Source organism: Limnoglobus sp. (assembly GCF_059499385.1).
Genome location: NZ_JCABYM010000049.1, coordinates 1 through 12,300 on the forward strand (window position 1 = coordinate 1; position 12,300 = coordinate 12,300).

12 protein-coding genes are annotated in these 12,300 nt (G+C 69.8%); 10 read left to right on the forward strand and 2 right to left on the reverse strand.

Going from position 1 to position 12,300, the window contains the following annotated elements; all coding sequences use genetic code 11:
• Positions 1-108: 108 nt before the first annotated feature.
• The 4 genes from AC5JJ2_RS09255 (at position 109) to AC5JJ2_RS09270 (ending at position 2,961) form a co-directional block, all read left to right on the forward strand.
• The gene (locus AC5JJ2_RS09255; protein ID WP_495857692.1) at positions 109-1,101 is read left to right on the forward strand and encodes a GTPase; all 993 of its coding nucleotides are present in this window, start codon (positions 109-111) and stop codon (positions 1,099-1,101) included.
• A 110-nt stretch (positions 1,102-1,211) separates the two neighbouring features.
• The gene (locus AC5JJ2_RS09260) at positions 1,212-2,036 is read left to right on the forward strand and encodes a PSP1 domain-containing protein (RefSeq protein WP_495857693.1); all 825 of its coding nucleotides are present in this window, start codon (positions 1,212-1,214) and stop codon (positions 2,034-2,036) included.
• A gap of 44 nt (positions 2,037-2,080) precedes the next feature.
• Entirely contained in the window at positions 2,081-2,497 is a 417-nt protein-coding gene (locus AC5JJ2_RS09265) for a Minf_1886 family protein (RefSeq protein WP_495857694.1), read from the forward strand.
• Positions 2,494-2,961, forward strand: a complete 468-nt coding sequence (locus AC5JJ2_RS09270; protein WP_495857695.1) for a hypothetical protein — start codon at positions 2,494-2,496, stop codon at positions 2,959-2,961. Before AC5JJ2_RS09265 ends, AC5JJ2_RS09270 begins: the two co-directional genes overlap by 4 nt.
• 117 nt (positions 2,962-3,078) lie before the next feature.
• Here AC5JJ2_RS09270 and AC5JJ2_RS09275 read toward each other — a convergent pair whose 3' ends face one another.
• Positions 3,079-3,444 (reverse strand): sirohydrochlorin chelatase, encoded by a 366-nt coding sequence (locus tag AC5JJ2_RS09275; RefSeq protein ID WP_495857696.1) that lies wholly within the window; start codon positions 3,442-3,444, stop codon positions 3,079-3,081.
• A 173-nt stretch (positions 3,445-3,617) separates the two neighbouring features.
• On the opposite strand from AC5JJ2_RS09275, the gene AC5JJ2_RS09280 reads away from it, so the two are divergent.
• The 5 genes from AC5JJ2_RS09280 to AC5JJ2_RS09300 all read left to right on the forward strand — a co-directional run bounded on the left by AC5JJ2_RS09280 (position 3,618) and on the right by AC5JJ2_RS09300 (position 10,107).
• Positions 3,618-5,210 carry a serine/threonine protein kinase gene (locus AC5JJ2_RS09280; protein WP_495857697.1) on the forward strand — a complete coding sequence of 531 codons (1,593 nt, stop codon included), beginning with the start codon at positions 3,618-3,620 and terminating at the stop codon, positions 5,208-5,210.
• A gap of 34 nt (positions 5,211-5,244) precedes the next feature.
• Positions 5,245-6,981 (forward strand): serine/threonine-protein kinase, encoded by a 1,737-nt coding sequence (locus AC5JJ2_RS09285; RefSeq protein ID WP_495857698.1) that lies wholly within the window; start codon positions 5,245-5,247, stop codon positions 6,979-6,981.
• Between the two features lie 146 nt (positions 6,982-7,127).
• Positions 7,128-8,237, forward strand: coding sequence for an N-acetylglucosamine-6-phosphate deacetylase (locus AC5JJ2_RS09290; protein ID WP_495857699.1), 1,110 nt, complete (start codon positions 7,128-7,130; stop codon positions 8,235-8,237).
• Between the two features lie 118 nt (positions 8,238-8,355).
• Positions 8,356-9,672, forward strand: coding sequence for a hypothetical protein (locus AC5JJ2_RS09295; protein WP_495857700.1), 1,317 nt, complete (start codon positions 8,356-8,358; stop codon positions 9,670-9,672).
• 99 nt (positions 9,673-9,771) lie between these two features.
• Positions 9,772-10,107 carry a hypothetical protein gene (locus AC5JJ2_RS09300; RefSeq protein ID WP_495857701.1) on the forward strand — a complete coding sequence of 112 codons (336 nt, stop codon included), beginning with the start codon at positions 9,772-9,774 and terminating at the stop codon, positions 10,105-10,107.
• Positions 10,108-10,178: 71 nt separating this feature from the next.
• On the opposite strand, the gene rbp is transcribed toward AC5JJ2_RS09300, so the two are convergent.
• Positions 10,179-10,517 carry an RNA-binding regulator gene (gene rbp / locus AC5JJ2_RS09305; RefSeq protein ID WP_495857702.1) on the reverse strand — a complete coding sequence of 113 codons (339 nt, stop codon included), beginning with the start codon at positions 10,515-10,517 and terminating at the stop codon, positions 10,179-10,181.
• Between the two features lie 443 nt (positions 10,518-10,960).
• Between rbp and AC5JJ2_RS09310 the strand changes: the two genes are divergently transcribed.
• Positions 10,961-12,256 (forward strand): PP2C family protein-serine/threonine phosphatase, encoded by a 1,296-nt coding sequence (locus AC5JJ2_RS09310; RefSeq protein WP_495857703.1) that lies wholly within the window; start codon positions 10,961-10,963, stop codon positions 12,254-12,256.
• The last annotated feature ends 44 nt before the right edge of the window (positions 12,257-12,300 follow it).

The window sequence follows — 12,300 nt, forward strand, 5'->3', positions numbered from 1 at the left end:
TAACGAAATGTGCCCACCGAGCCTTCTTCATATAGCCGCCGGCTTGCCGGCGGGGTTTGGGGTGTCGCAAAACCCCGCCGGCAAGCCGGCGGCTATATAAGGAACGTCATGGCCGTCAACCTGCCGCCGCAGTACCACGACGCGGACGCCCGCTACCACAAGGCGAAGACCGCCGAGGAGAAGCTCGTCGCCCTCCGCGAGATGTGGGTCATCCTGCCCAAGCACAAGGCGAGCGAAAAAGTTCAGGTCATCCTCAAGACGAAGATTAGCGAGCTGACCGACCAGATCGAGCAGGAGAAGCTCGGGCCGAAGAAGGCCGCGCCGGGCACGTTCAAGATTCCGAAGCAGGGGGCCGGCACGGTCGTGTTCCTCGGCCCGCCGAACGCCGGGAAGTCACTGTTGCTCTCGAAACTGACGAAGGCGATGCCGGCCGTCGCGCCGTACCCGTTCACCACCCGCGAGCCGATCCCCGGCATGATGGACGTGCTGGACGTGCGGGTGCAGCTCATCGACCTGCCGCCGGTCACGCCGGACGCCTACGAGCACTTCGTCACCGACTTCACGCGGTCGGCGGACGCGGCCGTGCTGTTCCTCGACCTCGCGGACGACGACGGCCCGGCGAACACGGAGGCCACGATCCAGCGGCTGAAGCAGGCCCGGCGGTTGCTCGTCACCGAGAAGTCGGCCGACGACGACCCGACGACGTACCAGCTCAAGACGATCCTCGTTATGAACAAGGCCGATGACGAGGCGGCCGACATCCGGCTCGAAATCGCGAAGGAAACGTTCGGGAATCGCTTCTCGACGTTCGTGACCTCCGCCGAGCGCGGCGACGGGCTGCCGGAGTTGCGGCAGGCGATCTACGACGCCCTCGGCGTCATCCGCGTCTACACGAAGCAACCCGGCAAGCAGGCCGACATGACGTCACCGTTCACCTGCCCGGCCGGGTCGTCGGTCGCGGAGTTCGCCGGGCACGTCCACAACGACTTCGAGGAGAACCTGAAGTCGGCACGCGTTTGGGGCAGCGCGCAGTTCGACGGCCAGACCGTCGGCCGCGATCACGTTCTGAAGGACAAGGACGTGGTGGAGTTGCACGTGTGACGCCTCCGTATATAGCCGCCGGCTTGCCGGCGGGGTTTTGCGACCCCCGAAACCCCGCCGGCAAGCCGGCGGCTATATAAAAGCCCCTCGCCCACGCTCTGGACCCCGCGATGCCGCCTCGCACCGATTCCCCCAGCTACGTCGTCCGCCACGGGGCGATGCGCTTCCTCGGCGAGTTCCTCCCGTCGCCCGGCGTCCCCGCGCTCAAACGGTCGCAAAAAGTCGTCGTCACCACCGAGCGCGGCCACGAGATGGGCGAAGTCCTCTGCCCCGCGACGCCGCAGGCCCTCGCCGCACTGCCGGACCCGACGCGCGGCACAATCATCCGCGTCGCGACCGACGCCGACCTCGCGAAGATCGCCGCGCTCGCGGCCGACCGGGACAAGGTGTACGACAAGTGCGTCGAACTCATCCGCCAGCACCGGCTCGCGATGCAGGTCGTGGACGTGGAGCAACTGTTCGGCGGCGAGCGGCTGCTCATGTACTTCATCTCCGAGAACCGGGTGGACTTCCGCGAACTCGTGAAGGGCATGGCCCGCGAGTTCCGAACGCGGATCGAACTGCGGCAGATCGGCGTCCGCGACGAGGCGAAGCTGCTCGCCGACTACGGCGACTGCGGCCGCCCCGTCTGCTGCAACACCCACCTCGCGGTCATGCCGCCGGTCAGCATGCGGATGGCGAAACTTCAGAAGGCGACGCTCGACCCCAATAAGATTTCCGGGCGGTGCGGCCGGCTGAAGTGCTGCCTGCGGTACGAGCAGGACGTGTACGAGGAGTTCACGAAGGAACTCCCGCCGGTCGGCAGCCGGGTGGTGACGAGCAAGGGCCAGGGCAAGGTGCTCGCCCAGGAGGTGTTGGCCCGGCGGCTGCTCGTGGAGTTCGAGGACGGCCGCCGGCAGCCGGTCGCGGCCGACGACGTGTTGACGCGTCTGTAGAACGGATTCGAGGGCGGTCCGCCGCCCCAGGCGAGGAGTTTGCGGTGAACCAGAAGTTACTGGACTTGATACAAGACGACCCGCGGTACATGTACGAGGCTTACGAGTTCGTCTGCGAGACGGTGACGTACACGCAGGAGCGGCTCGGCCGCGTGCCGGGCGGCCGCCGGGAGCCGGCCGAGGACAACCACGTCTGCGGGGAGGAACTCCTCCGCGGGGCGTGCGAGTTGGCGATCCAGCAGTTCGGCATGATGGCCCCGGTCGTGTTCAAGCTCTGGGGCGTCCACGCGACCGACGACTTCGGCGAACTCGTGTTCAACCTCATCAAGATCGAGCAGCTCAGCAAGTCCGACCGGGACGACCGCGAAGACTTCCGCGACGTGTTCGACCTCCACGCGGCCCTGGCCGACGGGTACGAACTGACGACCGCCGCCTACCCCGCCCGGAAGGTGGACCGATGAGCTTCGCCCGCATCCGGCTGATCGTGGCCGCGCTCGCGTTTGTCGGCTGGCTGGCGTGGCTGGCCGTCGCCGTCGCGAACAAGGGGACGGTGCAGATCGTCTCGACGGCCCAACTGACGGAGGCCACGCACGTCGTCGTTGCGGAGGTGAAGGCGACCGACGCCGGCGAGCCGCTGACGAAGGCGAAGGTGCTGAAGGTGATCCGCGGCCCGGCCGACGTGCCGGGCGAGATCGACGTGGAGCGGCTGGACAAGGCGGTCACGCCGCTGCCGGTGAATGACGCCCGCCGCATCTCGGCCGGCGAGTACGTGCTGCCGCTGGTGAAGACGCCGTTCGGGTGGAAGGTGGCCGGGCTGCCGCGGTCGCCGGGGTTCGAGGGGGCGTCGCCGGACCAGCCGCTGGTCTACCCGTGGACCGAGGACGTGCGGATTCAACTGCGGAAGCTGGGGGTTTTGAAGGACTAAACCTGACTTCCGAAGTCCGGCTTCGACTTCGGAAGTCCAAACGGCAGCGACGGCCTAACCCATCAATGGCGAGCGGTTGCGACCTCGACTTCCGAAGTCGAAGCCGGACTTCGGAAGTCAAGTCTCTGCCTCCCGCGCCCGCTGCTCGACCACCTCTAGCAACAACGGGTGTCGGCCCAACGGCTCCGCGAGTTTGAACGCCACGTCCGGGAACTTCGCCGCCAACTCTTCTCGAATCTCTTCCATGTCCTGCCGCACGTGGACGCCCGGCGAAAGGAAGTACGGCAGCATCGTCACCGCCATCGCGCCGGCCCGGACGCACGCCTCGCCGCCGGCCGGGATGCTCGGCTCCGCCAGCTCCAGGTACGACACTTGGACGTGCCCGTACCGGCCGCGCTGTCGCATCGCGGCGGCGACGTACTCCAGGTCGGCGTTCGCCTCCGCCCGACGGCTGCCGTGGGCGATCAAGAGCAGTGCGTTCATATCTTTAAGGTAGGCCAACCTTGCCGAGGCCGACCACCTGACTTCCGAAGTCCGGCTTCGACTTCGGAAGTCGGAACGGCAACGACTCCCGATGCACGCGACAGTGGCCGCACGGGATCGACTTCCGAAGTCGAAGCCGGACTTCGGAAGTCGGGCCGCTCGGCGGAGCAGACATGATCGGCACGCGGATCGGGAATTGGGTCCTCACCGAGGAGATCGGCACCGGCAGCGTCGGCACGGTCTACCGCGCCACGAACGCCGACCCGAAGTCCGATTCCGATCCCGCCGTTGCCGCCGTCAAGGTGCTGTCGCACCCGCTCGCCCGCGATCCCGCGTTCCAGACCCGGTTCCCGGCCGAGATGCTCGCCCTGCGGCGGCTGACGCACCCGAACATCGCCCGGCTCTACGACAGCGGCGTTCACGCCGGCCTCGCGTACTACGCCTCCGAACTCGTCGAGGGGACGGACGCCGCGAAGCTGCTCGCGAAGGCCGACCAGCCGGGGCTGAACTGGCCGACGTACTTCTTCCGCGTCGCGCTCCAGGCCGCGTGGGCGCTCAAGCACGCCCACCACCGCAGCATCCTGCACCGCGAGCTGAAGCCGAGCAACCTCGTCGTCACGGCCGACGGGCTGGTGAAGGTCACCGACTTCGGCGTCGCGAAGGTGCTGAACCAGGCCCCGCTCACGCTCCCCGCCGAGCCGATGGGCACGGCCGGGTATCTCGCCCCGGAGCACTTCACCGGCAAGCCGCTGACCCGCCGTAGCGACCTGTACGCCCTCGGCGGCGTGCTGTACACGGTCCTCACCGGCCGCCCGCCGTTCCACGCGGCCACGGCCGCCGAGTTCATGCACAAGCACTGCTACACCCTCCCCGACCGGCCGGCGAACTTCGTCCCGAAGCTGCCGCACGAACTCGACGACTTCGTCTGCGGGCTGTTGGCGAAGGACCCGAACCGCCGCCCGGCGAGCGCCGCCGCGATCATCGAGGAACTGGACCAGATTCGCGGCAAGCTCGAACGCAAGGGGGCGAAGGTTCTTCTGCCGCCGAGTCCGGAAGACCCGACCGGCGTTCACGCCCCGCTCCCGCAGCTTCCGGAAGCGACGGCCGACGCCGATACCACAAGCGACCGCCGGGGGAAACTGCTCCGCGCCGGCGTCCTCGGCACGCTGTTCCTCCTCGTCGTCGGCACGATCCTGTTCGCGTTCTTCCGCCCGAGGCCGTCGCCGGAATCGCTCTGGTCGGCGGCGGAACCGCTCATCGCGTCGGACAACCCGGACGACTGGGACAAGGCCCGCGACGAGTACCTCGACCCGCTCGCCCGCTGGCATCCGGACTGGAACGCGGACGAGGTCCGCACGGCGAAGCAGTTCCTGATCGAGCGGAAGGAACTGCGACGGTCGCTCGCCAGCGGCGGCCGGGCGAAGTACGCGTCGGAGGCGGAGCGACTGTACCACCGCGGGCTGAAGCTCGCGCAGGTCGGGGACGGCCCGGAGGCGAAGCGGACGTGGGAGGCGTTGGCCCGCGTCTTCGGCCCGGCCGAGGTCGAGCGGCGGTGGGTCGAGTTGGCGAAGCAGGGGCTGGCGGAACTGCCGAAACACCCGATGCCGCGGGCGAACACCGGCCCGGCGGCAGAGGCCATCGCCCAGGCGAGAAAGTTGCGGTCGGCCGGGCAGAGCGCGGAAGCAGACGCTATGTTGAAAGCAATCGAAGACCTGTACCGCGACCACCCGGACGTGTTGGCCCTCGTCCGGGCGGCCCAGCAGTGACCGATAGTTGCCCGTTCTTCCGGAGCCACGCTCGATGGCGAACCCGACGGCGACCGTGACCGAGTACTGCGGCGTCCTCGCCCGCAGCCGGCTGCTCCCGGCGGCCGACGTGGCCGCCGTCGCCGACCGGTGGCGCGGCGAGTCGAAGGCCACCGACGCCGAGGTCGATTCCTTCCGCAAGTACCTCGTCGCCCGCCGGCTGCTCACCGAGTACCAAGCCGCGATGGTCCAACGGGGCCACGCCGAGGGGTTCTACGTCGGCGGGTACGTCATCCAGGACCGGATCGGCAAGGGGCAGATGGCCGGCGTGTACAAGGCCGTCCACAACACCGGGCAGGTCGTCGCGCTCAAGGTGCTGTCGGCGTCGAAGGCCCGCAACCCCCACCTCCTCGGCCGGTTCCAGCGGGAGGCCCGGCTGCTCACGCAGCTCGACCACCCGAACATCGTGCGGGCCTTCCAACTCGCGTCCACGGCCGGCGAGAACGGCGGCCCCGGCGTGCATTACATCGTGATGGAACACCTCGAGGGCGAGACGCTCGACGAGGTGCTGGGCCGCCGCAAGAAGCTGACCCCGGCGGAGGCCGCGCGGCTGGTCACGCAGGCCCTCCGGGGGCTGCAGCACCTGCACGAGAAGCGGATGGTCCACCGCGACCTGAAGCCGGCGAACCTGATGCTCGTGCCGGCCGGGCCGGCGAAACAAGACTCGACCGCGGCCGCCACGCTCAAGATTCTCGACATCGGCCTCGGCCGGGAGATGTTCGACGACGAGAGCGTCTCGACGCAGGACCTGCACCTGACGGCCGAGGGCGCGCTGGTCGGCACGCCGGACTACCTGGCCCCGGAGCAGGCCCGCGACGCCCGCGGGGCCGACGTGCGGGCGGACATCTACAGCCTGGGGTGCGTGCTGTACGCCTGCCTCGCCGGGCGGCCGCCGTTCGTCGAGAAGAACGTGATGACGACGATGGTGAAGCACGCGACCGAGCCGCCGCCGCCGATCGCGCAATTCGCCCCCGGCACGCCGCCGGGGTTGCAGGCCGTGTTGGCGAAGATGCTGGAGAAGGACCCGGCCAACCGCTACCAGACGCCGGCCGACGCCGCGCTCGCCCTCCGCACCTACGTGCCGCCGGACGCGGCCGAGCCGATGACGACGACGATCCTGCCCGGCTACCAGGAGTTCCTGAACAGCGACGACGGGACGCAGCCGATTCCGGCGGCGATCAAGCCGGACCCGAAGCCGCCGATCCGCGTGAACCCGGACCCGCCGGTCCCGCCGGCGATGCCGCGGCCGGACTCGGCCGGGGCGAAGGTCCGGCCCGGCGGGATCGCGACGCCGACGGCCGCGCCGCCGAAGCCGAGGGCGAGCGTGGCCGGCCCGCCGTCCGGGAAGATCAAGATGGGGACCGGCCTCGCCGCGGCGCTGGCCGGGGCGAACGCCGGCGTCGCGACGGCGGCCCCGCCGCCGCTGAAGCCGCCGTCCGTCCCGCCGCGGCCGTCGCCGCTGCCGCCCGCCGGCCCGGCCCCCGCCCCGGTCGGCGAATTCGACGTGGAGTTGATGTCGTCCCCGCTCACGGACCCGGCCGACGTGCTGCAGGCGCGGATGGCGGAGACGAGCATCCGACCGCTGTACGACCTCGACCGCCGCGACTTCATCATGCTCTCGCTGGGCGCGGGGGGCGTGCTGGCGGCCGTCGGCCTCGGGCTGCTGGTGGCGCGGCTGCAGGGGAGCAAGATTCAGGGCGGCGACGAGGAATCGCAACCGGGGCAGCCGTAACAGACACCTTCAACGAAACCGGCTGTCGCGATCCCGCGGGGACATAGTAGTAGGCACACTCCGTGTGCCGTCTCCTGTCGGTCGCGGAAACCTGCACGAACTCACCGCGACGGGAAGGAAACGGCACACGGAGTGTGCCTACTACTATGACCCTCACCGCCCGCCACTACGCCACCCAGCTGCCGATCGCGCTCGCGGTCGAGGCCGGCCGCATCGTCTCGGTTTCCCCTGCCCCGGACGCGGCGGACCTGCCGTGGGTCGCGCCGTCTTTCTTCGACATCCAAATCAACGGCTGCCTCGGGAAGGGGTTCGTCTCGCCGACGCTCACGCCGGCCGACGTGCGGCTCATCGCCGACACGTGCCGCGACCACGGCATCGGCGGGTTCCTCCCGACGCTCATCACGAACAGCTTCGAGAACATCCGCCACGGCTTCGCGACCCTCACGCACGCCGTTGAGTCGGACGCCGACCTGGCCGGCCGGATGCCGGGCTACCACCTGGAGGGGCCGTACCTGTCCGCCGAGGACGGGCCGCGGGGGGCGCACCCGCGGGAGCACGTCCGCGACCCGGACTGGGACGAGTTCCGCCGCTGGCAAGACGCCGCGGGCGGCCGCATCCGCATGGTGACCGTCGCGCCGGAACGGCCGGGGATGCTGAAATTCATCGAGCAACTGTCGGCCGCGAACGTCGTCGTCGCCATCGGCCACACGGCCGCCACGGGGCAACAGATTCGCGACGCCGTGCGGGCCGGGGCGAAGACGAGCACGCACCTCGGCAACGGCTGCCACGCGACGCTACCGCGGCACGAGAACGTGATCTGGGAGCAGTTGGCGTGCGACGACCTGTTCGCGAGCATCATCCCGGACGGCCACCACCTGCCGGCCGCGGTCGTGAAGTGCTTCGCGCGGGCGAAGGGTGACAAACTGCTCATCACGTGCGACGCCGGGAACCTCGCCGGGCTGCCGCCGGGCCGCTACCGGGATTGGGGCACGGACCTCGAAGTGCTACCGGGCGGGAAGATCGTCGTGACGGGGACGCCGTACCTCGCCGGGTCCGGCAGCTTCACGGACACGTGCGTCGCCCACGTCATGCACGCCGCCGGCGTGTCGCTCGCCGAGGCGATCGCGATGGCGAGCGTCCGGCCGCGGGAATTACTCGGCCTGCCGGTCCCGCAGCTCGCCGCCGGCGCGGCCGCGGACCTGGTGCTGTTCGAGCTGACCGACGGCCAACTCCGGGTTCGCGGGGTCGTGAGTTGATCCCACGTTCGACGGCCCGTCGCCCTTCATATTCAAACAATCCGCCCCGCCGCCGCTTGACCCGGCCGGCGTGCCGTCCCACAGTTTCCTGTCGCCCGCCCACACCAGAAAGCCCTCGATGCCCGCCGTCCCTACGTCGGCCTCCCCGCTCACGCACCTGAAACGCGCCTTCGGCTGGAACCTCGGCAAGGTCGTGCCGTCCGCCACGGAGGCCGACGCGCTCGCCGCCGCCGGCATCACCGACCCGGCCGTGCAGCGGTACGCCGCCTGGCGGCGGAGCCTCTTGCTCGTCGCCCTCGTGCCGACGGCCCTCGCGTTCGCGTTGTCCCTCCTCGACACGATTCAAACCGGGTTCGGCGAACTCCGGCCGCTCGGCGTCGCCCTCGAAATCGCGTGGCTGCTCGCGGCGCTCGGCCTGCCGCTCGCGTGCCTGCTCGGCGTCTTCCGGTGGAAGCGGCCCGGCGCGACGGCCTCGGTCCTCACCGCCGCGTGGGGCGCGACATTTCTCATCCCGTTCGTGTACGCCCTCCTGCCGGTGAACGCCCTCTATCACGTCGAGCCGATCGAGCTGCCGAAAGTCTCGATCTCGGCGACGGCCGCGTCGCCTCCGACGAAGGGAGCCGAGACGGACGAGGACGACGAAGGGGACGAGAAGCCGACGACCCCGCTCGACCGGACGAAACTGGAAAAGGCCCTCGCGCTCGAGGAGCTGGCGGTCGAGTTCGTGCTGGCCGGCAGCAGCTACCTGCTCCTGTTGCCGGCCGTGCTCGCGCTCATCCCCGGCACGATGAACGGCTGCCTGCGGATCAAGTCGCTGCTCCCCGCCTCGCAACTTCCGGGGTGGCTGCTCGTCTGCGCCGCCCCGGCGTTCCTGATGTTCTGGCTGGTCATCCTCGTCCTGGCGAACCACCTCGCCCGCAGCCCGCTGCTCATCCTCGGCGTCATCCTCTGGTCCGGGGCGTCGATCTGGTACACGCTCCGCGGCCGGGTGTTCGTGCAGTCGCAGGTCGGCGAGGCGGATGCGGCGAAGATCGGCGGCGTGAAGCGGCTGGTCCTCGTCACCACGCTCGTCGGCCTCGGCCTCCTCCTCGCGTTCGCGGTAACGACGAAGGTGCTCGGCCTGAATCTCATCGGGTTCGACCGGTCGGCGGCGGTGGCGACGAAGATCGAGGAACTGAGCGAGGACGACGAGGTGAGTTTGGAAGACGTGCAGGCGGCGCTGGCGGAGTCGAAGTCGTTCGTGTACGCCCTGGACCTGTCGTCGTGGCGGTTCGTCGTGGACTTCCTGGCGAAGCTGCTCGTGGTGACGGCCGTGTTCGCGGACTTGGTGTTGCGGGCCACGGTCGTCGCGTGGCGGAACGATCAGGCGCTGCGGGCCGACCGCGGGGCGGCCGCGTACGACGCGAGCGCCACGGCCGCCGTCGCCGCCCTCTGAGCGGGTGACGAACCTGGCCGGGGCAGATTCAAAACGCGGACTTACCCCCGCGGTGGCGCGCCGTGTGCTACGGTGACGGAGGGACCGGAGGGCGGCCGCGTGGCGGACAGTCAGAAAACGACGGTGAACATCACCGCGGACTGGCAGCGGCTGGAGCGGCACGCCTGGGAGAAGTTCCGCCCCCGGCTCGAAGCCGTGCGGTCGCTGGCGGACGTTCACGCCCTCCTCGCCGACGCCCCGCCGGTCGGGTCGCCGAGTTCCCCGTTCTTTTCCAACCTCGCGTTCTTCCTCGTCACGTTCCGGCCCGCGCCGGGGACCGGGCCGGACGAACTGGCCCTATACGAACCACTCTTGCAACGGCTGGCCGCCGCCGGCGACCTCGACCGCCGTGACGCGGCGGTCGGCCTGGCCGTGATCCGGAACGCCGCGGTTTAGGAGGCCACACTCAAACGAAGAACCCCGGCGTGTCGGCCGGGGTTCGCGTTTTTGTTTCGGTCGGTCGTCGATCAATACCGGCCGCCGCGGCCGCCGCCGCCGTACCCGCCCCGGCCGCCACCGCCGCCGCCGTACCCACCCCGGCCACCGCCGCCGCCGCCGCGGTCTTCCCGCGGCTTGGCCTCGTTCACCGTCAGCGTCCGGCCGTCGAGCTGCGCCCCGTTCAGGGCCTGGATCGCCGCGTCCCCGCCGTCGGCCATCTCGACGAACGCGAACCCGCGGGGCCGGCCGGTCTCCCGGTCCATGATGAGTTGGACCTTGTTGACCGTGCCGTACTGGGAAAAGGCCGTCCGCAACGTCTCCTCCGTGGTGGAGAAGGACATGTTGCCGACATACAGATTGCTGGCCATACGAAGCTCGACGTGGAACGAGTGGAAGGCGGGATTTCGGCCGCGGCCTTCAGCAGTTGGAAATGACCGACTGATGGAATTAGTATACGCACGCCGCCGGCGGTTTACGAGCCGAGAATCGAGAATGGGGAAAGTTCGTCACGCCCCCCTTCTCAGTCACGGCCTTCGGTGTCCGGGGCGTTTGCGGGGTGGCCGGCTCAGAGTCTTCGATGCGCCGGTAAGGCGCGCCGGGGGCATCGAAGACTCTGCCCCGGCCACCCGAACCGCGTTGTTGGCGTGGTTTCCTGCGCGGCTCAGTAGGGAGTCTTCGCGGGTTCGCGCCGAATTCACTATTCCGTTCTTGCATTCCGCGCCCGAATCGGGTGTCATCTCAGGTAGCCCGTGGACCCCACGTCTGGCCGCACTCGCCGGGCAACCGACTGCGACTCCGCCGGAGGCGGACCATGAACCTGGCCCCCGACTTCTTCGACACCCGGACCCGCAACTGGCGGGCGCGGCTGGCCATCAGCGCCGACCTCATGCGGGAACTCAGCCGGTACTCGGACCCGCAGGAGATGTACCGCGTCTTCACCCGGCGGATGGGCCAACTCTTCCCGACCACCCGGCAGCTCACCCTGTCCCGCCGGGGGGTCGAGCGGCCGAACGTCCGCGTCACCCGGTTCAACCTGTGGAAGGACATGCCGGAGCCGTTCGCGAACTGGGACCGGTTCCCGACCGTCAGCGGCGGCGTCTTCGAGGAGTTGCTCTACGCCGACGAGCCGCGGCTGATCGGCGACGTGGAACTCAAGGACGGCGACCCGGCCGCGGACTTCCTGGAGGGGCAGCGGTCGCTCCTGGCGATTCCCATCTTCGAACACGGGTCGGCGCTGAACACGGTCGTCGTGACGCGGGAGGAGCCGCACGCCTTCGCCCCGGAGCAGGTCCCGGAGTTGGTGTGGATGACGAACCTGTTCGGCCGGGCGACGCAGACGCTCGTGCTGTCCCAGCGGTTGCGGGCGGCCTACGAGACGGCGGACGCGGAAATCCGCGAGATCGCAGAGTTGCAGCACTCGCTGCTGCCGGCGGAGCTGCCGACGGTTCCGGGGCTGGACGTGGCCGTCCACTACCGGACGGCGAACCGGGCCGGCGGCGACTACTACGACTTCTTCCCGCTGCCGGACGGCACGCTCGGCGTGCTGGTCGCGGACGTTAGCGGGCACGGGACGCCGGCGGCCGTGCTGATGGCCATCGCGCACAGCATCGCGCACGCGGCGACGGCGAAGCCGGGCCGGCCGGGGGCGTTCCTGACGCACCTGAACGCGAACCTGGTCGGGCGGTACAACCGGCACTCCGGCAGCTTCATCACGGCGTTCGCGGCCGTGTTCGACCCGGTGCGGAACACGCTGACCTACGCGAGTGCCGGGCACGTCCCGCCGCGGGTGCTGCGGGCGGACGGGTCGCGGGTGGCGCTGAACCGCGTGCAGCGGCTGCCGCTGGGCATCAGCCCGGCGGGGACGACTTATCCGGAACAAACCATCGACCTCGGGCCGGGCGATCAGGTGGTGCTGTTCACGGACGGGGTGACGGAGACGGTGAACGCGACCGGCGACGTGTTCGGCGTGGAGCGGCTGGACGCTCTCCTGGCGACCCGCCCGGCGACGGCCGAGGGGCTGTTGGACGGCCTGATGGCCGAAGTAGACGCATTCACCAACGGCCCGCCGGCCGACGACCGCACGGTCGTCGTGGTGCGGCGGGCGTGACGTGTCCCGGACCCGTGGAACCCGGAGCGGCAGCGAAGGGGTGG

Coding starts and splice junctions, on each gene's coding strand:
- AC5JJ2_RS09295 (WP_495857700.1), top strand. CDS start 8,356: ATGCCCGCCGTCCCTACGTCGGCCTCCCCGCTCACGCACCTGAAACGC.
- AC5JJ2_RS09255 (WP_495857692.1), top strand. CDS start 109: ATGGCCGTCAACCTGCCGCCGCAGTACCACGACGCGGACGCCCGCTAC.
- AC5JJ2_RS09270 (WP_495857695.1), top strand. CDS start 2,494: ATGAGCTTCGCCCGCATCCGGCTGATCGTGGCCGCGCTCGCGTTTGTC.
- AC5JJ2_RS09280 (WP_495857697.1), top strand. CDS start 3,618: ATGATCGGCACGCGGATCGGGAATTGGGTCCTCACCGAGGAGATCGGC.
- AC5JJ2_RS09275 (WP_495857696.1), bottom strand. CDS start 3,444: ATGAACGCACTGCTCTTGATCGCCCACGGCAGCCGTCGGGCGGAGGCG.
- AC5JJ2_RS09285 (WP_495857698.1), top strand. CDS start 5,245: ATGGCGAACCCGACGGCGACCGTGACCGAGTACTGCGGCGTCCTCGCC.
- AC5JJ2_RS09260 (WP_495857693.1), top strand. CDS start 1,212: ATGCCGCCTCGCACCGATTCCCCCAGCTACGTCGTCCGCCACGGGGCG.
- AC5JJ2_RS09310 (WP_495857703.1), top strand. CDS start 10,961: ATGAACCTGGCCCCCGACTTCTTCGACACCCGGACCCGCAACTGGCGG.
- AC5JJ2_RS09290 (WP_495857699.1), top strand. CDS start 7,128: ATGACCCTCACCGCCCGCCACTACGCCACCCAGCTGCCGATCGCGCTC.
- rbp (WP_495857702.1), bottom strand. CDS start 10,517: ATGGCCAGCAATCTGTATGTCGGCAACATGTCCTTCTCCACCACGGAG.